At 73.1% G+C, this 26,147-nt stretch carries 17 protein-coding genes and 1 pseudogene; 10 read left to right on the forward strand and 8 right to left on the reverse strand.

The annotated features are described in order from the left end of the window. The first annotated feature begins 131 nt into the window (after positions 1–131). On the forward strand, positions 132–551 hold the full coding sequence (locus AB0O11_RS15070) for a hypothetical protein (RefSeq protein ID WP_363386051.1): 420 nt from the start codon (positions 132–134) through the stop codon (positions 549–551). A gap of 109 nt (positions 552–660) precedes the next feature. Further along, complete coding sequence (locus AB0O11_RS15075; RefSeq protein WP_363386053.1) at positions 661–1,479, forward strand: GNAT family N-acetyltransferase; 819 nt, start codon at positions 661–663, stop codon at positions 1,477–1,479. Between the two features lie 144 nt (positions 1,480–1,623). Here AB0O11_RS15075 and AB0O11_RS15080 read toward each other — a convergent pair whose 3' ends face one another. Continuing rightward, complete coding sequence (locus AB0O11_RS15080; protein ID WP_363386055.1) at positions 1,624–2,850, reverse strand: HAD-IA family hydrolase; 1,227 nt, start codon at positions 2,848–2,850, stop codon at positions 1,624–1,626. Between the two features lie 1,143 nt (positions 2,851–3,993). Here AB0O11_RS15080 and AB0O11_RS15085 point away from each other — a divergent pair. Further along, positions 3,994–4,425: pseudogene (locus AB0O11_RS15085) on the forward strand (universal stress protein); the annotation flags it as partial. A 155-nt stretch (positions 4,426–4,580) separates the two neighbouring features. Here the strand turns inward: AB0O11_RS15085 and AB0O11_RS15090 are convergent. The 4 genes from AB0O11_RS15090 to AB0O11_RS15105 all read right to left on the reverse strand — a co-directional run bounded on the left by AB0O11_RS15090 (position 4,581) and on the right by AB0O11_RS15105 (position 11,057). Further along, positions 4,581–5,771, reverse strand: a complete 1,191-nt coding sequence (locus AB0O11_RS15090) for an acyl-CoA dehydrogenase family protein (RefSeq protein ID WP_363386057.1) — start codon at positions 5,769–5,771, stop codon at positions 4,581–4,583. Between the two features lie 177 nt (positions 5,772–5,948). Then, positions 5,949–6,899: a hydroxymethylglutaryl-CoA lyase gene (locus tag AB0O11_RS15095; RefSeq protein WP_363386115.1), complete on the reverse strand. Its 951-nt coding sequence runs from the start codon at positions 6,897–6,899 to the stop codon at positions 5,949–5,951. Between the two features lie 32 nt (positions 6,900–6,931). Further along, positions 6,932–9,190, reverse strand: coding sequence for a biotin carboxylase N-terminal domain-containing protein (locus AB0O11_RS15100; RefSeq protein WP_363386059.1), 2,259 nt, complete (start codon positions 9,188–9,190; stop codon positions 6,932–6,934). Positions 9,191–9,332: 142 nt separating this feature from the next. Beyond that, the gene (locus tag AB0O11_RS15105) at positions 9,333–11,057 is read right to left on the reverse strand and encodes a carboxyl transferase domain-containing protein (protein WP_363386061.1); all 1,725 of its coding nucleotides are present in this window, start codon (positions 11,055–11,057) and stop codon (positions 9,333–9,335) included. A 132-nt stretch (positions 11,058–11,189) separates the two neighbouring features. Here AB0O11_RS15105 and AB0O11_RS15110 point away from each other — a divergent pair, with 132 nt between their 5' ends. Together AB0O11_RS15110 and AB0O11_RS15115 are read left to right on the forward strand one after the other, a co-directional pair. After that, positions 11,190–11,855, forward strand: coding sequence for a TetR/AcrR family transcriptional regulator (locus AB0O11_RS15110; RefSeq protein WP_363386063.1), 666 nt, complete (start codon positions 11,190–11,192; stop codon positions 11,853–11,855). A 452-nt stretch (positions 11,856–12,307) separates the two neighbouring features. Then, positions 12,308–16,339: an ABC transporter ATP-binding protein gene (locus AB0O11_RS15115; protein WP_363386065.1), complete on the forward strand. Its 4,032-nt coding sequence runs from the start codon at positions 12,308–12,310 to the stop codon at positions 16,337–16,339. Between the two features lie 65 nt (positions 16,340–16,404). On the opposite strand, the gene AB0O11_RS15120 is transcribed toward AB0O11_RS15115, so the two are convergent. Further along, positions 16,405–17,430: an ATP-grasp domain-containing protein gene (locus AB0O11_RS15120; RefSeq protein ID WP_363386067.1), complete on the reverse strand. Its 1,026-nt coding sequence runs from the start codon at positions 17,428–17,430 to the stop codon at positions 16,405–16,407. Positions 17,431–17,553: 123 nt separating this feature from the next. Between AB0O11_RS15120 and AB0O11_RS15125 the strand changes: the two genes are divergently transcribed. Continuing rightward, positions 17,554–18,105, forward strand: a complete 552-nt coding sequence (locus AB0O11_RS15125; protein ID WP_363386069.1) for an NUDIX domain-containing protein — start codon at positions 17,554–17,556, stop codon at positions 18,103–18,105. Positions 18,106–18,181: 76 nt separating this feature from the next. On the opposite strand, the gene AB0O11_RS15130 is transcribed toward AB0O11_RS15125, so the two are convergent. Together AB0O11_RS15130 and AB0O11_RS15135 are read right to left on the reverse strand one after the other, a co-directional pair. Continuing rightward, a complete protein-coding gene (locus AB0O11_RS15130; RefSeq protein ID WP_363386071.1) occupies positions 18,182–19,405 on the reverse strand; it encodes a hypothetical protein in 1,224 nt (407 codons plus the stop codon). A 214-nt stretch (positions 19,406–19,619) separates the two neighbouring features. Further along, positions 19,620–20,732, reverse strand: a complete 1,113-nt coding sequence (locus AB0O11_RS15135; RefSeq protein ID WP_363386073.1) for an iron-siderophore ABC transporter substrate-binding protein — start codon at positions 20,730–20,732, stop codon at positions 19,620–19,622. A 324-nt stretch (positions 20,733–21,056) separates the two neighbouring features. Between AB0O11_RS15135 and AB0O11_RS15140 the strand changes: the two genes are divergently transcribed. The 4 genes from AB0O11_RS15140 to AB0O11_RS15155 all read left to right on the forward strand — a co-directional run bounded on the left by AB0O11_RS15140 (position 21,057) and on the right by AB0O11_RS15155 (position 25,807). After that, positions 21,057–22,631, forward strand: coding sequence for an APC family permease (locus AB0O11_RS15140; protein WP_363386117.1), 1,575 nt, complete (start codon positions 21,057–21,059; stop codon positions 22,629–22,631). A 244-nt stretch (positions 22,632–22,875) separates the two neighbouring features. After that, positions 22,876–23,892, forward strand: a complete 1,017-nt coding sequence (gene trpS, locus AB0O11_RS15145) for a tryptophan--tRNA ligase (RefSeq protein ID WP_363386119.1) — start codon at positions 22,876–22,878, stop codon at positions 23,890–23,892. Between the two features lie 211 nt (positions 23,893–24,103). Then, on the forward strand, positions 24,104–25,075 hold the full coding sequence (locus AB0O11_RS15150) for an LD-carboxypeptidase (protein ID WP_363386075.1): 972 nt from the start codon (positions 24,104–24,106) through the stop codon (positions 25,073–25,075). 57 nt (positions 25,076–25,132) lie between these two features. Continuing rightward, the gene (locus tag AB0O11_RS15155; RefSeq protein ID WP_363386077.1) at positions 25,133–25,807 is read left to right on the forward strand and encodes a nucleoside/nucleotide kinase family protein; all 675 of its coding nucleotides are present in this window, start codon (positions 25,133–25,135) and stop codon (positions 25,805–25,807) included. The last annotated feature ends 340 nt before the right edge of the window (positions 25,808–26,147 follow it).

Raw genomic sequence — 26,147 nt, forward strand, 5'->3', positions numbered from 1 at the left:
AGGGCGTCGCCGCACCGTGGTCGGCGGTGGCCGGCGCCGCACCGGGGCCGACGCCGGCGCCCGCCCCGGGGGAGGGCACTGCGGAGTACGAGGAGTGCGAGCCGGCGCCCGGAGTGCCGGAGGTGCGGGTGGTGGCGGCGATCGCGGTGGTGCCGGTGCTTCTCGCGGACCGACCCGCGCTGCCGGCCGACGCCTGGCCGCTGTCAGGACCCGCGTCGCTCCTGCTCACCCTGCTCAAGGCGCTCAAGCCCCCTCGGTGGTGTGGTGTGGGTGGTGCGGCACTGCTAGCCAAGATCGAAATCTATCGGGTGGACCATTGCCGTTGTGACAAGTTCACCATCCGACGCTATGTCGACATGGCAATTTGGCGTGATGCATTCGATCACGAAGCGTGGCACCCGTCGACCTTTCTGGGAAGAGGGCCGGGGCAACGGTGGCTGGTTGTCGCGGGGCGGTTCCTGGGGCTCCTGGCTCCGGTGCGCCCGGCCGACAGGTCTGGGCTGCGGATTTGCCCAAGCGGGAGGGATCGGCGCGAAATTGACCGAAAATAGGCGGTGCACGAGGGGGCGCACGGGGAGAAGTCGTGCGCCTCCCAGGCTTCATCCGGCCAAGCCCGGTACGGCGGAACCGGGAGCCGGACCGCCGGGCTACGGTCCTGCCGTGAACACCAACAGCCGGCTCGAACGGGCCAACGACAATGCCGCCGCCTTCTGGCTCGCCCAAGCCCGCGTCCACGGCTGGCATTCCCGCACCGGCCAGGGGCTGACCGCGGTCCGGTGCGCCCGGACCCCGGACGATGCGCACCGCATCGTGGTGACCCGTCCCTACGACGAACCAGCCGTGGTCGAGCAGGAGTTGGCGGACCTGATGGCCGATTGGTCGACCATACGCTGCACCGTGGAGGACCCGTACGACGGGCTCGACCTCTCCGGCCTCGGGGCCACCCGGATGCCGATCATGCCGGTGATGATCCGGGACCCCGGACCGGTCGAGGGAGCGACCACCGTCCTGCCCGCGGTCTCGGAGGCGCACGGAGGCGGCGTCCTGACGGTCGATGAGGCGCGGGACGGCGACAGCTTCGCCATGGTCGAGCGGACGATCGTGGAGGGCTTCCCGCTGCCCGCCCGACAGCCCTGGGTCCGGGCCGAGGCCCTCCCGGAACGACTGCTGGACGTACCCGGCTGGCGGGCCTGGCTCGGCCGCGTCGACGGCGCGGTGGCGGGCACCTGCCTGACCTACGACGACGGCCGGGCCACCGGCGTGTACTGGGTCGCCACCCTGCCCGACCGGCGCGGCCAGGGAGTGGCCCGCGCCGTCCTCCAGACCGCCCTGGCCCACGCACACCCGGACCGCCCGGCCACCCTGGTCGCCACCTCACTCGGCGAACCGCTCTACCGCAAGCTCGGGTTCGTCGAGCGGGCCCGTACCTGCTGGTGGACCCGTACCGCGGCGGAGCCGGCGGCGCAGCCGGGCAGGTGACGTGGGCGGGGCGGGTGGAGCAGGCGGACGGCTGACGGGGGCGCGGCGCGCGGGGGTGCCGGGGAGGGCAGGAAGGCAGGAGAGCAGGAGGGCAGGAGGGCGGGACCGGGGTGTCGTAGGGGCGCGGAGGGGGTGGCCGGGGCGCTACTGCGCGGCCGCCACCGAGGCAGCGGACGCGGTCGTGGATGCAGCTGTGGACGACGCCGCGGTGGGGGTAGCGCGGAAGACGGTCCGGGCGGGTGCGGTGCCGTCGGCCCGGGCGGTGGGGGGCGTCGGGCGGACGGCCGTGGCCGTGGCCGTGGCCGTAGCCGTAGCCGTAGTCGTGGCTGTGGCTGTGGCTGTGGCTGTGGTCGTGGCTGGGGGCGGGGCTGTGACGACGGCCGCCATCGGTGCGGGACGGGGGCCGTCCGTGACCGGACCCGGTCTGCCACCCGCCCGGGTCCGGGAGCCCGCTCCGGTGCCAGTGCGGGCCTCGGCGATCACGGCAAACCCACTGGGTCGGTTTCGGACACCGGGCCCGCCTGCGGGGACGGGCTCGCCGACCGTCCCGGCGGTCACGGGAACGGAAGCACTCGGGCCGTCCAGGGCGGCCACCGCGCGATGTGCGCCGGACCGTGCGCCGACCAGCGCCGTCGCGCGTACCGGCACTCCCGCCGCGGCCTTCCGAATCGGCCCGCCGGAACGGACGCCCGGCCGGGGCGAGGGCGCGTTCCGTGCGGCGAGCACCTGGCCGACGGCCTCCGGCAGACCGGCCGCCTTCAGCGTCGGCCGGTAGCCGCTCTCCGCCCACGGCCGGCCGTGGTGCAGCCAGACGCTGCGCAGCCCGGTCAGTTCGGCGCCGGCGATGTCGGCGGGCGCGTGGTCCCCGATCATCCAGGTGTGTTCGGCCCAGTCTCCGGTGGGGGCGATGCCGCACCGCCGGGCGGCCATCTGGAAGATCAGCGGGTCCGGTTTGACACAGTCGGCCTCCTCGGAGATGACCCAGCCGTCGACCAGCGAGCCCAGCCCGGTCCGCCGGATCTTCTCCAACTGCGGCCGGGTGCCACCGTTGCTGACGATCCCGAGGGTCCACCCGGCCGCCCGGGCGGAGCGCAGCGCCTCGACGTGCCGGGATGGGCAGTGGATGTGGGAGTTGATGCCGCGTCGGTAGTGAGCCAGCAGGACGTCGGCGGAGACGTCCAGCCCGTAGCGGCGCCGGACCGCTGACAGTACGGTGCTGCGCGGTACGTAGCCGCCGCCGTCGAGGGTGACGAACCAGTCGACATCGCCCGGCGGGAGGTCGTGTTCGGACAGGAGGCTCTGCGCCCAGGCCCGGTAGGCGGCGTCCCGGGGCAGCAGGGTGTTGTCGAGGTCGAACAGGAGCAGGGGCATGCCAAGCATGGTGCCAGCGGCTGCACCTATGCACCTGGCAAATGCCAGACGGCGTCGCGAAGCCGTACGGAGTGGCTGAAACGGCCTCCGCACGCCCGTGGCGTGCGGTGACGCGCGGGGCGGCCGGGGTTGTTGGGAGCGGATCGGGCGTCACGGTTCGCGACGTGTCGCAACGGATCGTCGCCGATCCATGACAGTCCGGTCACGGTGTCCCGAGGGGCTGTTGCGCCGCCCGGCCCGCTCAGTCAAGCTCCAGGGAACCTCTTTTCCGAAGGGGGCGCGATCGCCTGTGGGCGGGGCGCACTGCCTCGGTGGGTGCATCCCCCTTTCGCGGGAACAACGTCGTTCCAGGGCTTCCTCGCTGGGCGAGGCCCCGTACCCGTCGTACTCTGAAAGGAACAGGTCACATACGGTGCTGCGCGGCGCAGACCGACGTCATCCCGTGGGCGGGCCTGCTGCCCGGGCAGCGTTGTTCTCCTCTCCTGTCGGCCCCTCTCCATTGAAGAGCCGTGAGCCATGGCTGGTTTTGAGCCTCCCCGACCGGTTGAACCGGACACGCCCCGCAGCGTGGGCCCGGCCGGAGGGCCTGCCTCCGACCGCTCCGACGACCGGGCCGAAGTCCGCGCTGACCAGCGCAGCGACGATCGGCGCCGTGAGCATTTCAGTGAGCACCTCAGTGACGACCGTGACGATGGCTGCGACGACGGCCGCAGGGACGGCAGCACGGACAGGCCTGCCGACGGACGAGTCGACGCGCACGCCGAGGTTCGGGGCCTCGTCCCGGGCGGTCGGCCGAGTCCCGAGCGAGCCGACGTCGCGGAGGGGACCGAAGCGCCCGGAGCGGACCGTGCGGCCCGGCCGGCCGACGCGGCACAGCCGGCAGAGCCAGGGGAGCCCGGCCCGGGCAGCGATGGCCCGCTGGGCTTCGCGCGTGCTCTGCGCGGCCTCGCCCGCCGGGGCGGCCTCGCCCGCCGTGACCGCCCAGGGCCCCGCCAACGGCGTGGCGAGCCCCCGGCCGACCCTGCCGGGTCTCCGGTGACGGGCCGCCTGGGTTCGGGCGCCGAGCGCCCGGAGGCGTCCTCCGGCGCGGCCGGCCCGCTGGGCGGGCACGCCGAGCCGTCCGGGCAGGAGATCCCGGCGCCGTCGCTCGACCCGGTGTTCCAGCACGGCGTGGTGGTCGGCTTCGACGGCTCGCTGTCGAGCGAGCGCGCCCTCGCCTACGCCGTGGGCATGGCACGTCGTTCGCAGTGCGGGCTGGTGATCGTGCACGTCGCCAACCGTCTGCCCGCCACGGTCTGGGCAGGCTGCGAGCCGCCCGTCTTCGTCGACCTCCCCGACCACCGGACCGAGGTCCTCGGCCTGGAGCTCGCCTGCGCGGACTTCCTCGCCGGGGTGCCGTGGATCCTGGTCGAGCGCGGCGGGGACATCTGCCACGAGATCGAGGAGGTCGGCCGTGAGTACGCCGCCGACGCGATCGTCGTCGGCACGACGCACGGCCTGCTCGGCAAGATCTTCGGCTCGGTCTCCGGACGGCTGGCGCGGCGGGCCAACCGCCCGGTGATCGTGATCCCCTGAGGCCCTGTTCCTGCGGCTCCTCCCGAAGCCTCTCCTGGTCTCCTCCTGATGCCTCCTCCGTCATGGGCTCCCCGACTCTCGTCGCGGAGCGATGCGTTGAGCGGTGTGTCGACCCGGTGGACGCGGTTCAGGAGGTGACCATCAGGCAGTGATCGTCACGAACTGACGCCGAGCTCCCGGGCGATGAGCATGCGCTGGACTTCGGACGTGCCCTCCCCGATTTCCAGGATCTTGCAGTCGCGCCAGAAACGGGCGACGGGGAATTCGTTCATGAAGCCGTACCCGCCGTGGATCTGGGTCGCCTCGCGGGCGTTGTCGACGGCGGCCTCGGACGAGTACAGCTTCGCGATGGCGGCCTCCTTCTTGAACGGTTCACCGTGCAGCAGCCGAGAGGCGGCGTCCCGCCAGGCCAGGCGGGAGGTGTGGGCGCGCAGCTCCATGTCGGCAAGCTTGAACTGGATGGCCTGGTTGGCGCCGATCGGCCGGCCGAAGGCCCGGCGCTCGCCGGCGTACTTGACGGACTCGTCGACGCAGCCCTGGGCCAGGCCGGTGGCCAGGGCCGCGATCGCGATGCGGCCCTCGTCGAGGATCCGCAGGAACTGGGCGTAGCCTCGGCCACGCTCGCCCAGCAGGTTGGCCGCGGGAACGCGGCAGTCGGTAAAGGACAATTCGCGGGTGTCGGATGCGTTCCACCCGACCTTCGAGTACTTCTTCGAGACCTGGAAGCCGGGGGTCCCGGTGGGCACGATGATGGAGGAGATCTCCCGTACAGGCGAGCGGAATTCGCCCTCTTCACTCGAACGAGCGATCGGTTCGGTGAGTGCGGTGACGGTGACCAGGCCGGTGATGTCGGTGCCGGAGTTGGTGATGAAGCACTTGGTCCCGTTGATGACCCACTCGTCGGTGGCCTCGTCGTACCGCGCCGTGGTGCGGGTGGCCCCCGCGTCCGACCCGCCCTCCGGCTCGGTGAGGCCGAAGGCGCCGAGGAGTTCGCCCGAGGTCAGCCGGGGCAGCCACTCGCGCTTCTGCTCCTCGGTGCCGAACCGGTGGATCGGCATCGCGCCGAGCGAGACGGCGGCCTCCAGGGTGATCGCCACCGAGGAGTCCACGCGGGCGAGTTCCTCCAGGGCGAGGCCGAGGGCGAAGTAGTCGCCGCCCATGCCGCCGTACTCCTCCGGGAAGGGCAGGCCGAAGAGCCCCATCCGCCCCATCTCCCGGACGATCTCGTAGGGGAACTCCTCCCGCTCGTAGAACTCGCCGATCTTCGGCGCCACCACGTCCTGGGCGAACTCGGCGACGGTGCGCCGCAGTTCCTCGTACTCGCTGCTGAGTCGGTGGTCGAGCATGGTGATCCTCCTGGTGCCCGGCCGGGTAGGCCGCGGACGTGAACGGGGTGACCGGCGTCCGTCGGTCGGTGTGACGGACGCACGATGTGATCGAGGGACGGGAGTCGGGCTGTGCGGGTGGTGCACGGCGCCGGCCGGGTGGTGCGGGCGGCCGGCGCCGGAACGGGGGCGGGTGGGTCAGCCCCCGGCGGAGCCGAGCAGCGCCTGGACGGTGCGGGACGGACTCGGGCGGCCGAGGCGCTCGGCCATCCAGCCGCTGGTCGCGACGAGGGAGCGCAGGTCGACGCCGGTCCGGATGCCGAGCCCGTGCAGCATCCAGACCAGGTCCTCGGTGGCCAGGTTGCCAGTGGCGCTCTTCGCGTACGGGCAGCCGCCCAGACCGCCCGCCGAGGCGTCCACCGTGGTGACGCCCTCGCGCAGCGCCGCCAGGGTGTTGCTGAGCGCCTGGCCGTAGGTGTCGTGGAAGTGCACGGCGAGCCGGTCGACCGGGACGCCGGCCCGCGCGAAACCCGCCAGCAGGGCGGTGACCTGGCCCGGGGTGGCCACCCCGATGGTGTCGCCGAGGCTCAGCTCCGCGCAGCCCAGCTCCAGCAGCTGCACGCCGTACCGGACCACCTGGTCGACCGGGACGGGGCCCTCCCACGGGTCGCCGAAGCACATCGAGAGGTAGCCGCGGACCGCGACCCCGGCCCCGGTGGCCCGGGTCACGACCGGGCGGAACATCGCCATGGCCTCGTCCGCCGAGCGGTTGAGGTTGCGGCGGGCGAAGGTCTCGGTGGCGCTGGCGAACACCGCGATGTCGGCGGCGTGGTGGGCGAGCGCGCGGTCCAGGCCGCGCTCGTTGGGCACCAGCACCGGCAGCCGCAGGCCGGGGTGGCGCTCCGGCAGGCCGGCGAGCCGGGGGACCAGCTCCTCGGCGTCGGCCAGCTGCGGTACCCACTTCGGGTGAACGAAGCTGGTGGCCTCGACGGTCCGCAGCCCGGCGGCCGTGAGCCGGGCGATGAACTCGGCCTTGACCTCGACCGGCACCAGGGACTTCTCGTTCTGCAGGCCGTCGCGCGGTCCGACCTCGTGGATCCGGACCTCCTCGGGCAGGCCGGGGGCGCGGACCGGGTCGGGCAGGCCCAGGTCGAGGGCGTCGGGCTCGCGGGCGGGGGCGGTCACGACCGGACCTCCACGGGTTCGGCGGGGGCCGCGGCCGGTTCGGCCGGGACGTCCCCGACCACCGCGTCCTCGACCGGGGTGACCACGACCAACAGGTCCTCCATCGCGACGGTGGCGCCGGCGGTGGCCCGCAGTTCGGCCACCACGCCGTCGTGCGGTGCGGCGATCACGTGTTCCATCTTCATGGCCTCCAGCACGAGCAGGGGCTGTCCCTTGCGGACCGTCTCGCCCGCCGTGGTCTTGACGACGGTGACGGTGCCGGGCATCGGGGCGGTCAGGGCGCCGTGGTGGGCGGCGGCCCCGGCGGCGCTCGCGACGACCGGGTCGAAGGCGTGCAGCGGCCAGGCGTCGCCCTCGATGCCGAGCCAGGTCACCGGTCCTGCGGCGAGGCCGGGGGTGGCGTCGGTGGCCAGCGAGAACGTGGTCCGGAGGCCGTCGACGGTCAGGTGCAGCCGGTCGTCGGCCAGGGTCGCGCGGGCGCGGTGCGTGGGGCCCTCGTCGAGCCGGAGCTCCACCTCGCGGGTGGGCCCGGCGGAATTGTCAGTGGCATCGGCTACGTTGCCCGCAGTGATCGAACGGATGCGCACCGCCACCGGGTCCTGGCCGGGGGTACGGAGTCGGTGGGTGGTCCAGGCGGGGGTGCCGCCCAGGCGCCAGCCGGAGGGAAGGGAGAAGGGGTCGGTCCAGCCGTCGGGATCGGCGGCCGGGGTGAGTTCCAGGTGCCGTGCCAGCGCGGCCGCGTAGTAGAGGAGGTGAGCGGGCGACGGCGGTTCGGCCGCCGCGGGCGTGTTCGGGCTGGTCGCGTTCGTGGGGGAGTACGGCGCGGTGAGCAGGGCCGGTTGCTCCTGGGCCGTCTGCTCCACCAGGCCGGTGTCCAGGCGGCCGGCGGCGACCTCGGGGTGTGCGAGCAGTCGGCGCAGGAAGCCGGTGTTGGTGGTGACGCCCAGGATGCGGGTGTCGGCCAGCGCCGCGCGGAGCCGGCGCAGCGCGGTCGGGCGGTCGGGCCCGTACGCGATGACCTTGGCGAGCATGGGGTCGTAGGCGCTGGTGACGACGGTTCCGGGGGCCACCCCGGAGTCGACGCGGATGCCCTCGCCCCGGGGCTCGTCCAGGGTGAGGATGCGGCCGCCGGTGGGCAGGAAGTCCCGTTCCGGGTCCTCGGCGCAGATGCGGGCCTCGATGGCGTGGCCCAGGAAGGAGATGTCGGACTGGGTGAAGGAGAGCGGTTCGCCGGCGGCGACGCGCAGCTGCCACTCGACCAGGTCCAGCCGGGCCGAGTCCGTGCCGACCGCGACGGCGAGTTCGGTGACGGGGTGTTCCACCTGGAGACGGGTGTTCATCTCCATGAAGAAGAAGTCCCGCACCCCCTCGGCGGCGGAGGCGGGGGCGTCCGGGTCGATCCCGGGGACGATGAACTCCACGGTGCCGGCGCCGGTGTAGCCGCAGGACTCCGCGGCGCGGACGGCCGCGGCGCCCATCGCGGCGCGGGTCTCGGCATTCAGGAGAACGGAGGGAGCCTCTTCGATCAGTTTCTGGTGGCGGCGCTGGAGGCTGCACTCGCGCTCGCCGAGGTGGACGGTGGTGCCGTGGGCGTCGGCGAGCACCTGCACCTCGATGTGACGCGGCCGGTCGATCCAGCGCTCCAGCAGCAGGGTGTCGTCACCGAAGGCCGTGCGGGCGACACGGCGGGCGGCGGCGATCTCGGTCGGCAGGTCGGTGCGGTCCCGCACGAGTCGCATGCCCTTGCCGCCGCCGCCGGCGGACGGCTTGAGCAGCACCGGGTAGCCGATCTCGTCGGCGGCGGCGACGAGTTCCTCGTCGGTGGGCGCGGTGGCCCGGCTGCCGGGGACCACTGGGACGCCGGCGGTCCGGACGGCCTCCTTGGCGTTGATCTTGTCGCCCATCAGCTCGACCGCAGTGGGAGGTGGTCCGATGAAGACGAGGCCCGCGTCGGCGCAGGCGCGGGCGAAGCCGGGGTTCTCGGCGAGGAAACCGTAACCGGGGTGGACGGCCTGGGCGCCGGTGCGGCGGGCAGCGGCGAGGATCTGGTCGGTCCGCAGGTAGGTCTCGGCCGCCGAGCTGTCGCTGCGGTCGGCCGGACCGAGCCGGACCGCGACGTCGGCCTCGCGGACGTGCGGCGCGTCGGCGTCCGCGTCGCTGAACACGGCGACCGAGCGGACGCCGAGCCGCCGCAGGGTGCGGATCACCCGGAGGGCGATCTCGCCGCGGTTGGCGACCAGAACTGTGTCGAACATGGGAGGCGTTCCTCCGGGTCGAGGGGAGCCGTACGAAGGAGGTGGCGGTGGGCGGTCGGGGCGCCGGCCCGGGTGGCCGGCGCCGCGGGGAGTCACACCCGGAAGGGAGGAGTCACGGGAGCAGGGGTGACGCGAGGAGGGATCACATGCGGAAGACGCCGTACGGAGCGGGCGGCGCCAGCGGTGCGTTGGCACAGGCGGTCAGCGCGAGACCGACGACGGTGCGGGTGTCCATCGGGTCGATCACGCCGTCGTCCCAGAGCCGGGCGGTGGCGTAGTAGGCGTTGCCCTGGTGCTCGTACTGCTCGCGGACGGGGCGCTTGAACTCGTCCTCCGCCTCGGCCGGCCACTGCTCGCCGTGCGCCTCCAGCTGGTCGCGGCGGACGGTGGCGAGGACGGAGGCCGCCTGCTCGCCGCCCATCACGGAGATTTTGGCGCCCGGCCACATCCACAGGAAGCGGGGTGAGTAGGCCCGGCCGCACATCGAGTAGTTGCCGGCTCCGTACGAGCCGCCGATCACCACGGTCAGCTTCGGGACGCGGGTGCAGGCGACGGCGTTGACCATCTTGGCGCCGTGCTTGGCGATGCCGCCCGCCTCGTACTGCCGGCCGACCATGAACCCGGTGATGTTCTGGAGGAAGAGGAGGGGGATGCCGCGCTGGTCGCACAGCTCGATGAAGTGGGCGCCCTTGAGGGCCGACTCGGAGAACAGCACGCCGTTGTTGGCGACGATGCCGACCGGGTGGCCGTGGATCCGGGCGAAGCCGGTGACCAGGGTCGAGCCGTACTCGGCCTTGAACTCGGCGAACCGGCTGCCGTCCACCAGCCGGGCGATCACCTCGCGCACGTCGTAGGGCGTGCGCGGGTCGACCGGCACGGCCCCGTACAGGCCCGCCGGGTCGACGGCCGGCGGCTCGACCGGGGTGAGCGGCCACGGCTTGGTCTCGCGCGGGCCCAGCCCGGCGACGATCGTGCGGACGATGGAGAGGGCGTGGGCGTCGTCCTCGGCCAGGTGGTCCGTCACGCCCGAGGTGCGGGAGTGCAGCTCGCCGCCGCCCAGCTCCTCGGCGGTGACCACCTCGCCGGTCGCGGCCTTCACCAGCGGCGGGCCGCCCAGGAAGATCGTGCCCTGGTTGCGGACGATCACGGCCTGGTCGCTCATCGCCGGGACGTACGCGCCGCCGGCCGTGCACGAGCCGAGCACGGCGGCGATCTGCGGGATGCCCGCGGCGGAGAGCCTGGCCTGGTTGTAGAAGATCCGGCCGAAGTGGTCGCGGTCCGGGAAGACCTCGTCCTGCATCGGGAGGAAGGCACCGCCGGAGTCCACCAGGTAGACGCAGGGCAGTCGGTTCTCCAGCGCGACCTCCTGGGCACGCAGGTGCTTCTTCACCGTCATCGGGTAGTAGGTGCCGCCCTTGACGGTGGCGTCGTTGGCGACCACCACCACCTCGCGCCCGGCGACCCGGCCGATGCCGGCGATCACCCCGGCCGCGGGGGCCGCGCCGTCGTACATCCCGTCCGCGGCCAGCGGGGCCAGTTCCAGGAAGGGAGAGGCCGGGTCGAGCAGGGTGTCCACCCGGTCGCGGGGCAGCAGCTTGCCGCGGGCGGTGTGCCGGGCGCGGGCCTTGGCGCCGCCGCCCAGGGCGGCGGCGCCGAGCTTCGCGCGCAGCTCGGCGACCAGGGCCCGGTGCGCCTCGGTGTTGGCACGGTAGGCCTCGGAGCCAGGGTCGACGGAGCTGCCGAGCCGGGGTGCCGGTGCGGCGGCCGCGGGCTGGGTGGCAGCGGACCGGGCGGCACCGGGCGCCGTCGTGCCGGTCGCCGCGCTGAGCCGGACACCGGTGGGTGTGCCGGCGGTTGAGATGACCATTCCCAAGAGCTCCCTTGCCCTCGGCACCAGGTGGGCGGCCATGTATCGTCCGCCCGTGATCGCCACGTTAATTAACGTTAACTTACGCGGCCAGGTTAACGGTCGATAACCCGACTGTCTACGATGGGCGGCATGCCGAACGTCCCCACAGCCTCCGCGCTCCCCCGTCGCGACCAGATCCGCCGGGAGGCCGCGAGGCTGTTCGCCGCCCGGGGCTTCCTCGGCGTCGGCGTGGACGAAATCGGCAAGGCCGTCGGGATCAGCGGCCCCGGCCTCTACCGGCACTTCGCGGGCAAGGACGCGATGCTCGCGGACCTGTTGATCGGCATCAGCGAGCGCCTGCTGGACGAGGGGCGCCGCCGGGCGGGCGGCGGCGAAGGCCCGGCCGCCACACTGGACGCGCTGATCAGCGGCCACGTCGACTTCGCCCTGAACGACCGGGACCTGATCACCCTGCACGACCGCGAGCTGCTGAACCTCAAGGAGGAGGACCGGCGCACCGTCCGCCGGCTCCAGCGCGGCTACGTCGAGCTGTGGGTGGACGTGGTCCGGCAGGCCTACCCGCCATTGGCCGACCCCGCCGCCGAGCCGGTGGCGCGGGCCACCGTGCACGCCGTCTTCGGCCTGATCAACTCGACCCCGCACAGCCTCGGCCCGAACCCCGACCAGGCCGAGCGCTCCGCCCTCCAGCGCGACGGCATGGCCGCCCTGCTCCACGCCCTCGCCCACGGCGCTTTCGCGGCGGCCGCGGACTCGGCCTCCTCCCCCGTCGACGGTCCGGCGTCCGCGGGGACCTGAGTACCTGCACTCCCGGAGTACCTGCACTCCTGGCAGTGCCCATGGCTCCGTTCCCGTCACTGAGCGGTCCGTCGCCGAGCGGTCCGTCATCGAGCGGTTCGTCGCGAAGTGGCCCGACGGAGGTCGGTCCGGCGGAAGGGCTCGGTGGAGAATGGTCAGGGGGTGAAGGTTCCGCCGGTGAAGGCCCAGTGGCAGCCCGCCCCGAGGCCTAATCCCGAAGGACGGCGCCCGCCCGCCCTTGGCCGCTGGCCGTCGTGACGGCCTTCGGCGACCCTGGAATCGGCCGGGGGAGAGTGGGCCATGCGAGTGTTCCACCGGGAATCACCGCAGGCGGCTGGCTGTTGGCCAGTCCGCCGGACCGGATGGTCGGGGCTGCCCCTGGCCCGCCCCGAACCCACCCGGGCCGGAAACGCCATGGCGGCCACCCGACGAAATGGTTAGCATCCCTAAATATGCCTGAGACTCACGGATCCACGGTGGAGCAATCCCCGAGCGGCCCCCCGGCCCCCGGCCCGACCCCGGAGGTCCCCGTCGACAGCCTGCAGCCCGCCGTCGAGAACGCCCAGCCCGCTGCCGAGGGTGCCGAGTCGGCCGGCTGGCTGCGCCGCCTGGTCGGCTACAGCTGGCGGTCCCGCCGCAGCCTGCTGCTCGCCTTCGGCGCCTCGCTCCTCGGCATGGCCGTCACCGCGCTGGTGCCGCTGGTCACCAAGCTGATCATCGACGACGTCATCGTCGCCCACACCCGTTCGCTGGCCCCCTGGGCGGTGGTGCTGCTGCTCGCGGCCCTCGTGGTCTTCGGCTGCACCCAGGTCCGCCGCTACTACGGCGGCCGGCTCGCGGTCGACGTCCAGCACGACATGCGCAGCGACCTGTTCCGCTCGCTCGGCCGGCTCGACGGTCACCGCCAGGACCGGCTGGACACCGGCCAGGTGGTCGGGCGTGCGACCTCCGACCTCCAGCTGGTCAACGGCCTGCTCTCGATGCTGCCGATGATGACCGGCTACCTGCTGATGTTCGTCATGTCGCTGGCCGTGATGGTCTGGCTGTCCCCGCCGCTCACCCTGATCGCCCTGGTCATGGCCCCCGCGCTGTGGTGGGTTTCGGTGTTCAGCCGCAAGCGCCTGTTCCCCGCCACCTGGGCCGCCCAGCAGGAGGCGGCCGCCGTCGCGGGCGTGGTGGACGGCGCGATCGGCGGCGTCCGCGTGGTCAAGGGCTTCGGCCAGGAGGCGCAGGAACGCGACAAGCTGGAGCTGGCCTCCCGCAACCTCTTCGCGGCCCGCCTCCGGTCGATCCGGCTGAACGCCCGCTACAACCCGGCGATGCAGGCGATCCCGGCGCTCGCCCAGGTCGGCGTCCTGGCCTTCGGCGGCTGGCTGGCCGTCGACGGCCGGGTCACGCTCGGGACCTTCGTCGCCTTCTCCACCTACGTCGCCCAGATGACCGGCCCGGTGCGGATGCTGACCATGGTCATCACCGTCGGCCAGCAGGCCCGGGCCGGCGTCGAGCGCGTCCTGCAGCTGATCGACGAGCGCCCGCTGGTCCAGGAACGCCCGGACGCCCGCATCCTGGACCTTGCGCACGGCGACACCCCGGCCGGAGCCGTGGAGAGCGACGCGCCCGCCGCCACCGCCGTCACCGCCACCGGCGCCACCGTCGGTGCGCGGACCCCCGACGTCGCCCTGGAGTTCGACCAGGTCGAGTTCCGCTACGACCCCGAGCACCCCGCCCCCGTCCTGCACGGCCTCAGCCTGAAGCTGGCCCCCGGAGAGACCCTCGCCCTGGTCGGCGCGTCGGGCTCCGGCAAGTCGACGGTGGCCCAGCTGGTGCCCCGCTTCTACGACCCCGCCGCCGGCGCCGTCCGCCTGTACGGCCACGACCTGCGCGACCTCACCCTGGACTCGGTCCGCGCGACGGTCGGCATCGTCCCCGAGGAGAGCTTCCTCTTCTCCGAGTCGGTCCGTACCAACATCGCCTACGGCCGCCCGGACGCCACAGACGAGCAGGTGGTCGCCGCCGCCCGCGCCGCCCAGGCCGACGAGTTCATCCGTGCGCTGCCGGATGGCTACGAGACCAGGGTCGGCGAGCAGGGCCTGACCCTCTCCGGCGGCCAGCGCCAGCGCATCGCGCTGGCCCGGGCGATCCTCACCGACCCCCGGATCCTGCTGCTGGACGACGCCACCTCGGCCGTGGACCCGCAGATCGAGGCGGAGATCCACGACGCGCTGCGCTCGGTGATGACCGGCCGCACCACGCTGCTGATCGCCCACCGCCGTTCGACCCTCCAGCTTGCCGACCGGATCGCCGTCCTGGAGCGCGGCCGGCTGCTGGACCTCGGAACGCACGAGGAACTCGAAGCCCGATGTCCCCAGTACCGGGCCCTGATCACCGACCCCGAGGCCGGTCGTGCCGGTCGGCAGTCCATCTCCGAACCGGCGTCCGCAGAGGCGTCCGGGCGGGTGACCGGGCAGCGGGCCGCCGGCGGCGCTCCCGCCGGCGACGCGCAGACGACCCCCGGAACCACCGGAACCCCCGGGAGCGACAGCACCGGAACCGCCGACAGCACCGGAACCACCGGAAACCAGGCCACCCCCGCCCTCCCCACCCCCGCCCTGGCCAAGGCGGCCCGCACCGCCGACCCCGACCTGCTGGACAAGGTTGCGGCCCTCCCGCCCGCCTCCGACACCCCGGCCGTCCCCCGCGCCGAGGCCGAGGCCGGCGACCCCGACTTCACCCTGCGCCGTCTGCTGCGCCCCTTCCGCACCCCGCTGCTCCTCGCCCTCCTGCTGGTCGCCCTGGACGCAGCGGCCGGACTGGTGCTGCCGGTGCTGATCCGGCACGGCATCGACGAGGGCGTCCGCAAGGGCCTGATGTCCGGCGTCGCGGTGGCCTCGCTCACCGCACTGGTCGTGGTCCTGCTGGACCGGGTGGTGCAGGGCGCCGAGAACCGGGTCAGCGGCCGTACCGGCGAGCGCGTCCTCTACACGCTCCGGCTCAAGATCTTCGCCCACCTCAACCGGCTCGGCCTGGACTACTACGAGCGCGAGCTGACCGGCCGGATCATGACCCGGATGACCACCGACCTGGACTCGCTGACCTCTTTCCTCCAGACCGGCATGGTCACCGCCGTGGTCAGCCTGCTGACCTTCGCCGGGATCTTCGCCGCCCTGCTGATCATCGACGCCGGTCTGGCCCTGGTGGTCTTCGCCGTCCTGCCGCTGCTGGTGATCGCCACCCTGGTGTTCCGCAAGAAGTCCAAGGACCAGTACGAGCGCTCCCGCGACCTGATCAGCGCCGTCAACGCCGACCTCCAGGAGAACGTGGCCGGCATGCGGATCGTCCAGGCCTTCCGCCGCCTGGACACCAACACCGACCGCTTCGTGGCCCGTGGCATCGCCTACCGCGAGGCCCGGGTCCGGGCCCAGCTCTACATCTCGCTGTACTTCCCGTTCGTCCAGTTCCTCTCCAGCGTGGCCGCCGCGCTGGTGCTGATCGTCGGCGCCGCCCGGGTCGACGCGGGGACGCTGACGGTCGGTGCGCTGGTCGCGTACCTGCTCTACATCGACCTGTTCTTCGCGCCGGTCAACCAGCTGTCCCAGGTGTTCGACGGCTACCAGCAGGCTTCGGTCGGGCTCGGCCGCATCCGCGAGCTGCTGCGCACCCCGACCACCACCGCGGAGGCGGTCGACCCGGTCCCGGTGGCCAAGGGCCTGCGCGGCGAGATCTCCTTCGAGGGGGTCGGTTTCGCCTACAACGGCGGCGCTGACGGCGCGCCGACCGTGCTGAGCGGCGTGGACCTCCACATCCCGGCCGGGCAGACGGTTGCGCTGGTCGGCGAGACCGGCGCCGGCAAGTCGACGCTGGTGAAGCTGGTCGCCCGGTTCTACGACGCGACGGAGGGCACCGTCCGGGTGGACGGGGTCGACCTCACCCGCTACGACCTGGCGCAGTACCGCCACCGCCTGGGCGTGGTGCCGCAGGAGGCGTACCTGTTCGCGGGCACCGTCCGCGAGGCGATCGCGTACGGCCGGCCGGCCGCCTCGGCGGCCGAGGTGGAGGCGGCGGCTCGGGCGGTCGGAGCGCACGACATGATCGTCCGGCTCTCGGGCGGCTACGACCACGAGGTGGCCGGCCGCGGGCGCAACCTCTCGGCGGGCCAGCGCCAGCTGATCGCGCTGGCCCGGGCCGAGCTGGTCGACCCGGACATCCTGCTGCTCGACGAGGCCACCGCGTCGCTCGACCTGGCCACCGAGGCGGCGGTCAACCAGGCCGCGGACCGGCTCAGCGGCGGCCGGACCACCCTGGTCATCGCCCACCGACTGACCACCGCCGAGCGCGCCGACCGGGTGATCGTGCTGGACCACGGCCGGGTGGTCGAGGACGGCACGCACACCGAACTGCTCGCCCGGGGCGGCACCTACGCCCGGCTCTGGCAGGCGTTCATCGCCGACGGCCACCCGGCGGTCGAGGCCGTCGCCGCAGGATAGGGCCGCTCCCCACCCGGGACCCCGCTCACCCGCGAGCCGTCTGGCGCGCCTTCGCCTGTCGGCCGTCAGGCGGCGATCAGCGAGGCCAGCAGCGCCGAGGCGTCGATCCCCCGGGGCAGGTCGCTCACCTGCCCGTCCCCGACCTCGACCACCCGCCAGCCGGAGCCGTCCGCCCGGCTGGCGAGGTCGGTGGTGACGAAGCGGCAGCCGAGCCTGCGGACCAGCGCCGGAACCTCGGTGAGGTCGGGCTCGACGGCCTGGCGCGGGGCGTCCGGGTGCGGCCCGACCAGGACGGGCCGGCCGTCCAACCACCACACCCGGGCCTCCACGGCCCGCCCACCGGCCCCCGGTCCGCCACCGTCCGCGCGCTCCGGGCCGGTTGCACCGGCTGTACCGACCACCCCGCTCGTGCCGACCACCCCGCTCATACCGGCCGTCCCGTTCGTGCCGTTCGTGCCGACCAGGCCGTCCGCCGGGACGCCCGCGCCCTCGAACTCCTCGTACTGCCGCAGCACCACGCCGCCCGTCAGGAACTCGCCCTGCAGCTCGACGAACCGTTCCACCACCCGGCCGACGGCCGCCAGGTCGGACAACTCGGGCACGTAGCAGGCCTCGTGCCACTCGTGCTTGCGCGACTTCACGTAGTCCTTGACGATCGCCGGACCGCGCCCACCGAGCAGGGCCGCGGCTTCCGCCAGCTCCGCCGGCCCCGGCACCACCGGCCCGTCGGACGGGATCCACGCACTGGCCGGGGTCGCACCCTCGAACACGTCGTACCAGCCCGGCAGTTCGTGAGCCGCCGCGTACCCGGGCGCACTGGTCAGCAGGTTGCCGCCACGGGCGGTGAGTGCGGCGGCGAAGTCGGCGTACCGGGCGGATGGCAGCATCCAACCCCGGTACCAGAGTGGGCCGCTGTCCCGCGGTACCCGCCGGACCGCCTCCTCGGCCCGCCCGGCGAGCAGCTCGTCATGGTCGACCAGGTGGTGCTCGCCGCCCAACTCCCGCAGCATCCTGGCCTCCCAGGCGAAGTGCGGGTCGGGCCTGCGCGGGTTGAGCGGATCGGCGGGGAAGATGATCGCGGGTACGGGCATGGCCGTCAGGGTACGGCCGCCCGGCGGGTCGTGCGCCCGCCACGACGGACCGGCCGGCCCGAGCACTCGACCGGAGTGCCGAATCCGCTCGACGCCCCTGTCGGCTGCTGCGAGAGTGACCCGATGCGAAATCTGCTGCGCCAGCGCAAACGCAAGCCGAGACAGGCCGCCCGCACGGTGGTCCTGGACGAGAACGGCTCGGTCTTCCTGCTCCGTTCGGACAACGACGAGGTCGGCGTGCACTGGACCATGCCGGGCGGCGGACTGGAGCCGGGTGAGACCCCGTGGGACGGCGCCCGGCGCGAGCTGTGGGAGGAGACGGGCTGGAGCGACCTCGAACCCGGCCCGTTGCTCTGCACCTGGGAGCACGACTTCACCTGGCACGGCACTCCCGTCCGCCAGCACGAGCACATCTACCTCACCGGCGGACCGCACCGCGGCCCGGTCGGCGACGTCAGCGAGGTGCACGCCGTCGACCGGATCCTGGACTGGCGCTGGTGGACCCCGGCCGACCTCGCGGACGAGAACGCCGACGCGCTCTGGCCGCCCGCACTGCCGGAACTGCTGGACGCGGTCCGCGCGGGCTGGGCCGTGGACGGGCGGCCACCGGTGCCCGTCGACCTCGGGTACGTCCCGAACGCCCCGGTCACCCGTCAGGCCGGTCAGGCCCGATAGCCCGGTCGGGCCTGCCAGGCCCGTCGGGCCCACCACGCCCGCGCTGCCCATCGCCGAGCGGCGCCCGGCGGAGCGGCTACGTGCGCCTGCCGCGCCGGGTCCGCCCGGCCGGAGCGGACTCCCAGCCGTGCAGCTCCAGCTCCCGGTCGTGCAGTGCGGCGGGGTTCATCAGCACCGTCAGCTGCGCGCCGGCCAGTTGCTCGAAGCCGAGCCCGGTCACGGACAGCAGCTGCTCGGTCGACACCGAGACGGCGATGGCGGGCCGCCAGGAGGGCAGCACCATCAGACAGGTGCCGTGGCCGACCCGGATCGGCTCGGCCGCCACCCGGACGGGGGTGCGCTCCTCCGGCCGGCCGAGGCCCTCGGCCGGCACGGGGCTGCCGCCGATCAGGATGCCGAGCGGCGGTTCGGCCCGCGGGGCTCCGGCGACGGGGCCGGTGGCAGCGGGGCCGGCCCCACCGGAGCCCGCGACACCGACGCCGGCTCCGGCTCCGGCCTCGAACGGCGGCACCTGCGCCGCCACACCGGCCGTACCGGCACGTTCGTCCGCCCACCCGGTGACGTCCGGTAGGTCCGTCCTGCTCGGGCCGGTCGCGGCCGTCTCCCGTGCGGTCGCCCCCTGCCCGGTCGGGACGGCCTGCGGGTGCATCCGGCGCAGCCGCCGCGAGGGCGACGGCCGCCGGGACCCCAGGATCCGCGGCTCTTCGCGCACCGGACGCGGCGTCGGCACGGACTGGCCACCCTCCGACGGTGCGGCGGCGGGCCCGAACCGGACGAACCCGGCCCCGCCGCCTTCCGGCCCGTCGGGGGTGTCGGTTGCTCCGGCAGCACCGTCGACGGAAGCGCCGGGCGCGGCCGGACCGTCCGCGGCCTCCGCGTCCAGGCCGAGCAGGGCCCGAACCTCCGCGACCGGTCGGTGGCACGCGTCCGCCAGTTCGGCGACGGAGCGGCCCCGGGCGTGCGCGGCCCGCAGCCGGTCGGTGAACGCCACCCGCAGCCGCGACGTGGTCGGATCGCCGCCGACCGCCGGGCCGACTGCTGGCAGGACGTCCGGCGCCTCCGCGTCCTTCCGGCTGCGCGGCTGCGGCACCGAGTCGTGGCGCGCCGCACCGCCCTGGCGCGCCGCCCCCTCCGGGGAGCCGGGCGAGGTCGCACCGGGCTCGGCGGCGGACGCGATCGAGCACATCGGGACGGCCGCGGCGGGCGGGCAGGGCACGGCGGGCGGGGGTGAGGATCCGGCACTGTCCCCGGGTGGGCCGGGCACGGACGGGGCGGTTGCGGCGGGGTGGAGCGAGGTCATCTGCGGGCCCTTCGGGGAACGGTCCCGACGATCCTCCCGCACCACGCGATCAGCTCCAAGCGTCGAACCCGACGGTGTGCGCGATACCACCGCGGGATCGGTGCGGGATGAGCAGCGGATCGCCCAAGACAGCGCTGGGCGAACGCCGTTGCCATACGACCGGAACGGCGCCCTGTCCTGCGCGCCGACCCCGGCCCTGCCCCGCCGGGCGGGCTCAACTTCCGGGCGCCACGAAGCCCTTGAGGTCGGCGAGCACCGCGTTCGCCGCCATGACGCCGAGCCCGAGGAACCAGGTCTCGTCCGAAACCGGCCGGGCCTGACCGGACTTGACCGCACCGAGCGTCTTCCAGAGCGCGCCGCCCAGCACCGCGTCCTGATTGGTCGAGCTGGGGCTGCCGTACACGCCGTAGAAGATCCAGTCGGCGTCGGCCTTGTCGATCTGCTCCGGGCTGACCTCCACCGCGAGCTCCCGGACCTGCTCGATCCCGGGCTGCGGCAGTGGCACGTCGGTGAGGATGGTGCCGATGAAGGAGAGCTCGGCGTAGAGCCGGGTCCGGCCCGGCATGAAGCGCAGCGGCGTGATGGTGGGCCGCTTGTCACCGAGCTTCGCGCCGATCGCCGCGGCCGCCGCCTGGTACGCGTCGAGCTGCGTCCTGGCCTCGGCCTCCAGGCCGAACGCACTCGCGTTGAGCAGGAAGTTCTGCTTCCAGGGATAGCCGGGGCGCAGCGAGAAGACGGTCGGCGCGATCTTGGACAGCTGCGCGTACTGGTCCTGGGCGCGCAGCTGGCTGCCGAGGATCAGGTCCGGCTTGAGCGCGGCGATCGCCTCCAGGTTGAGGCTGTTGATGGTACCGACGGCGGCAGGGCTGCCGGCCTTGTCCTTGAGGTAGGACGGCAGGGACTTGGAACCGTCGGTGTGCACGACGCCGACCGGCTGGATGCCGAGGGCGACGACGTTGTCGAGCTCGCCGGTGTCCAGTACCACGACGCGGGTGGGCCTGGCCGGGATGACGGTCTCGCCCATCGCGTGCTTGAGGGTGCGCGGGTAGACACCGGGGGCGGCGTCGGTGCCGAAGCCCTTCATCTTCTCGATCACGGTGGCGTAGTCGTCGCCGCCCTGCTTGACCGACTTCTGGTCCGGGAAGGAGCCGCCGCCTGGGGCCGAACCGGCGCTGCCGTCCGATCCACCCGGTCCGCCCGAGCTGCCGCAGGCGGTGAGCAGCCCGCCGAGGCCGAGCACCGCGCCTCCGGCGATCCCTGCGGTGAGGAACCTGCGGCGGGTGGCGGTGCGGGGGAGGAGGGCCTGGTCGTCGGGGGTGGTGGGCACGCGACGCTCCTTCGCAATCGAAATTAGGTTAGGCAAACCTATCTGAACGCGAAGGCGGCGGGTGCGCGACCAGCCCGTGCCGTGAGGGCAAACTATGACGAACCTTGGCAAAAGGAAGAAATTTTCTTGGCTCAGGTCCTTTGAAACCAAGGTACATGGGTTAACGAGACGTAAATGCATCGACTCCAGCAGCCTTCATGGGAACGAATCGAAGCAAGTGGTTTAGATCACCAAGGGTTGGTCTACTCAACCTTCCATGTCCGGATCTAGGGTGCGCTGGTGTTTGATCAGCAGCTCTCAGAGCACACGAGCAGCGGCCGGGCAATGGCGCCCGGCGCTCCGCAGGGTGCCCCGGTCAGTGGCATCAGTGGTGGAGTCCCCGCCGATCAGGGGACCGCTGGGGGAGCGGGGGACAAGGGTCTACGGGGCGGTTCCGTCGGCCTGCTGAGCAGCGTGGTGCTGGGCGTCTCGACGGTCGCCCCGGTCTACTGCCTGACCGCCACGCTCGGTCCGACCGTCACCGCGGTCGGCGTCCAGATGCCTGCGGTGTTCCTGGCGGGCTTCCTGCCGATGCTGCTCGTCGCGTTCGCGTACAAGGAGCTGAACAAGGACTTCCCGGACTGCGGCACGTCCTTCACCTGGGGCGTCCGGGCCTTCGGCCCCCGGGTCGGCTGGATGGCCGGCTGGGGCCTGACGGTGGCGACCATCATCGTGCTCTCCAACCTGGCCGGGGTCGCGACCGACTTCCTGTACCTGATGCTGGGGGAGATGACCGGCAGCAGCTGGGTCACCGAACTCGACCAGAACAAGGCCGTCCACCTGCTCACCGTGGTCCTGCTGATCGCCGGCGCCACCGCGATGAGCTACCGGGGGATGACCGCCACCAAGTGGTTCCAGTACAGCCTGGTCGGCCTCCAGCTGGCCGTGCTGCTGCTCTTCTCCGCCATCGCCATCGGCAAGGCCGCCTCCGGCGACCTGCCCGACTCGATCGGCTTCTCGTTCTCCTGGCTCAACCCGCTCGAAGTCGACTCGTTCAGCGCGTTCACTGCCGGACTGTCGCTGTCGATCTTCATGTACTGGGGCTGGGACACCTGCCTGACCATGAACGAGGAGACGCAGGGCAGCGCCAAGACCCCCGGCCGCGCCGCGATGATCTCCATGGTCACCCTGGTCGGCTCGTACCTGCTGGTCGCGATCGCCTCCCAGATGTTCGCGGGCGTCGGCGCCACCGGCAACGGCCTCGGCAACCCGGCCACCGCCGACAACGTCTTCGCCGCGCTGGCCCGCCCGGTGCTCGGCTCGCCGTGGAGCATCCTGCTCTTCCTGGCCGTCGTCGCCAGCGCCGCCGCCAGCCTGCAGACCACCTTCATCCCGGTGGCCCGCACCCTGCTCGCGATGAGCGCCTACCGCGCCGTGCCGCCGCGCTTCGGCGCCGTCCACCCGCGCTACCGCACCCCGGGCTACGCCACCGTCGCGGCGGGCATCGCCACCGCGGTCTTCTACGTCGGCATGAGCCTGATCAGCGAGAACGTCGTCCAGGACACCATCCTGGCGCTCGGCCTGATGATCTGCTTCTACTACGCGCTGACCGCCTTCGCCTGCGTCTGGTACTTCCGCCGTTCGCTGCGCACCGGTGTCCGTGAGCTGCTGCTCAAGGGCGTCGCCCCGCTCCTCGGCGGCGTGCTGCTCAGCGCGGTCTTCCTGCAGACCCTCACCGACGCCTGGGCCCCCGACTACGGCAGCGGTTCGGTCTTCGGCATCGGCTCGGTCTTCGTGATCGGCGTCGGCATCCTGCTGCTCGGCGCCGGGCTGATGACCTGGTACGGCTTCATCCGGCCGGAGTTCTTCCGCGGCGAGACGCTGCACAAGGACACCCCGGCGCTGGTCGTGGAGGACTGAGGCCACTACTGTTGGGCGCATGAAGCGCTTCGTGGGCCTGTGCTGGTGGCCGTCCTAGGACGGCCACCACACTCGCCTGGCCCAGGGCCGTCCGGGATGGACGGCCCTGCTGCGTTTTCCGCGCTCCCGCGCTCCCCGCAGAACGGGCCCCTCGCCCCGGACGGCCGCCACCACCGCCGCACCGAGGAGAGAGACCTTGACCACCGACACCATCGCCGCCCCCGCGGCTCCCGTTCCCGCCGCCATCCCCGTTCCGTCCGACGACCCGACCGCCCACCGCGTCCTCACCGGGGACCGCCCCACCGGACCGCTCCACCTCGGCCACTACTTCGGCACCCTGCGCAACCGGGTCCGGCTCCAGGACCAGGGCGTCGAGATGTTCGTCGTGGTCGCCGACTACCAGGTCATCACCGACCGCGACCTCGCCGACCGGCTCGCCGAGCACACCGAGAACCTCGTCCTCGACTACCTCGCCGCCGGCCTCGACCCCGAGCGGGCGACGATCTTCCCGCACAGCGCCGTCCCCGCCCTCAACCAGCTGCTGCTTCCCTTCCTCAGCCTGGTCAGCGTCGCCGAACTGGGCCGCAACCCCACCGTCAAGGACGAGATCGCCCACTCCCGGCAGTCCGCCGTCAGCGGGCTGATGTTCACGTACCCCGTCCACCAGGCCGCCGACATCCTCTTCTGCAAGGCCGACCTGGTGCCGGTCGGCCAGGACCAGCTGCCCCACCTCGAAGTCGCCCGCACCGTCGCCCGCCGCTTCAACGAGCGCTACCCGCACGCCGACGGCAGCGCCGTCTTCCCCCGCCCGCAGGCCCTGCTCTCCGACGCCCCGATGCTGCTCGGCACTGACGGCGGCAAGATGAGCAAGAGCCGGGGCAACGCCGTCGCCCTCGGCGCCACCGAGGACGAGACCGCCCGGATCATCCGCGGCGCCAGGACCGACGCCGACCGCCGGATCGGCTACGACCCGGTCAACCGGCCCGAGGTCTCCAGCCTCGTCCTGCTTGCCGCGCTCTGCCAGGACCGTGCCCCCGAGGCCGTCGCCGAGGAGATCGGCGACGGCGGCGCCGCCGCGCTCAAGCGCACCGTCACCGAGTCCGTCAACGAGTTCCTCCGCCCGATGCGCGCCCGCCGGGCCGAACTCGCCGCCGACCGGGGCCACCTGCGGCAGGTCCTGCGCGACGGCGCCGAGCACGCCAACGCCGTCGCCGACGCCACCCTCACCGAGGTCCGGGAGGTGATGGGGGCGGTGATCTGAAGGGCACCCACCGCCTGCCCTTCCCGAGCGCAACGGAGTCTGCAGGAGCCTGCCGGACCCCCGCCGGGACCTGCCGACCTGCGGACCGCATCCGGCGGACGCCGACCGGCGGACATCGGCCGGTTGACACGGGGCATATCGTCACCGGGCGGTCGCGGCCACAGCGCGACCGCCCGCACCCCGCTCCCGAGCCCGAAAGGCGGCCCGGCCCATGGACCAGCACCCGACCACACCCGGCCAGGGACTGACCCGCCCGCCGCACCTGCGCCCCGGCGACCACATCACCGTCGTCGCCCCCAGTGGCCCCATCGACGCCGAACGCCTCACCGCAGGGTGCGCGATCCTCCGCTCCTGGGGGCTGCGCGTCACCGTTGCCCCGCACGTCCTCGACACCCACTCCTCCCTCGGCTACCTGGCCGGCACCGACGCCGACCGTGCCGGAGACCTCCAGTCCGCCTGGGTCGACCCCACCGTCGACGCCGTCATCTGCGCCCGCGGCGGGTACGGCGTGCACCGCATGGTCGACCTGCTGGACTGGACCGCGATGCGCGCCGCCGGGCCCAAGCCCTTCATCGGCTTCAGCGACGTCAGCTCCCTGCACGAGGCCTTCGCCCAGCGCCTCGGCCTCGCCACCCTGTACGGACCGCTGGCCGCCGGGGCCTCCTTCGTCTCCGACGGCCCGACCGCCGAGCACCTGCGCCGCACCCTCTTCGACCCTGCCGCCACCACCGTCCTCACCTCACCCACCGCGGCCCCGCTCGTTCCCGGCCGGGCCCGCGGCGTCACGGCCGGCGGCTGCCTCCACGTCCTCACCGCCGAGCGCGGCACGCCCGCCGCCCGACCCTCCTACGAGGGCGGCATCCTGCTGCTCGAAGACGTGAACGAGCACCCCTACCAGCTCGACCGGCTGCTCACCCAGCTCCTGCGCTCCGGCGCCCTCGACGGTGTGGCCGGCCTGGCCCTCGGCTCCTGGGAGGGCTGCGGACGGCCCGAGCGGGTCCGGGACGTGATGCTCGACCGGCTCGGCGGGCTCGGCGTCCCCGTGCTCTGGGAGCTGGGCTTCGGCCACTGCCCGTCCACCCTCACCGTCCCGCTCGGCGTTCCCGCCCTGCTCGACGCCGACGCCGGCACCCTCACGCTCGACCTGCCCGCCCTCGACCTGCCCGCCCTCGCCGACCGCTGAGCCGATCCGGCCCGGCGAGCCCTGCCCGGGAGGGGGCGCCCTGAGTAAGGTGCGGCCATGAACGAGGACCGCCTCACCGCCCTCGCCCTCGGCTTCCTCCGGGGCCGGGGCAGCAACGCCCGCACGATCCTCGGACTTGCCGGCCCACCCGGTGCCGGCAAGTCCACCCTGGCCCGCCACCTGGTCACCGAGGTCGAGCGCGCCGAAGGCCACGGCACCGCCGCCTACGTCCCGCTCGACGGCTTCCACCTCTCCGGCGCACAGCTCGACCGTCTCGGCCTGACCCGGCGAAAGGGCGCCCCGGCCACCTTCGACGCCCACGGCTACGTCGCCCTGCTACGCCGCATCGCCGACGACCGCTTCCGGGACATCTACGTCCCGGACTTCGACCGCACCCTGGACGAACCGGTCGCCGCCCGCCATGTGGTCCGCCCGCACACCCGGCTCGTCATCACCGAGGGCAACTACCTCGCCTCCGCCGACGCGCCCTGGCCCGACGCCCGCCGACTGCTGCACGAGCTCTGGTACGTGCACACCGACGACGACGTCCGCGAGGAGCGCCTGCTCCGGCGACACCGTGACGGCGGCCGCGACGAGGCCACCGCCCGCCACTGGGTGACCGGCAACGACCACCCCAACGGCGAGTACGTGAAGCCCGGCCGGGCGCTCTGCACCCGGACCGTCTCAGGCGCGGGTTTGCCTCCGGTGCCGGACAGGGGTAGTGTTCTCTAGTCGCTCGGCAGGGAGCACCGGACACGCGTCTGCGCGGACGGTCCCGGGGCGGCCAATCCTCTGAAACACCACTTCTCGGTTCGTGCCGGTCGTTTCCGCTTTTCCGCGTGATGGCCTGGCGCTTATTCGGCGTGCGCGTTTTATCGGATTGCGGCCGGATTCGCTTTTCGGAGCGGGGATCGGCTAGAGTTTGAAACGTCGGACGGGGCGTCAAACCCCGGAAGACACCGGCAAGTTGGATGAAGGAAGCCCCGGAAACGGAGCGGAAAACATCTGATAAGCTGGAAACACGAAAGAACGAAGCCCGGAGGGTCCGCTGGAAGGCGGTCCGAAGGAAGCG

The sequence above is a fragment of the Kitasatospora sp. NPDC093102 genome (assembly GCF_040683915.1).
Taxonomy (GTDB): Bacteria; Actinomycetota; Actinomycetes; order Streptomycetales; family Streptomycetaceae; genus Kitasatospora.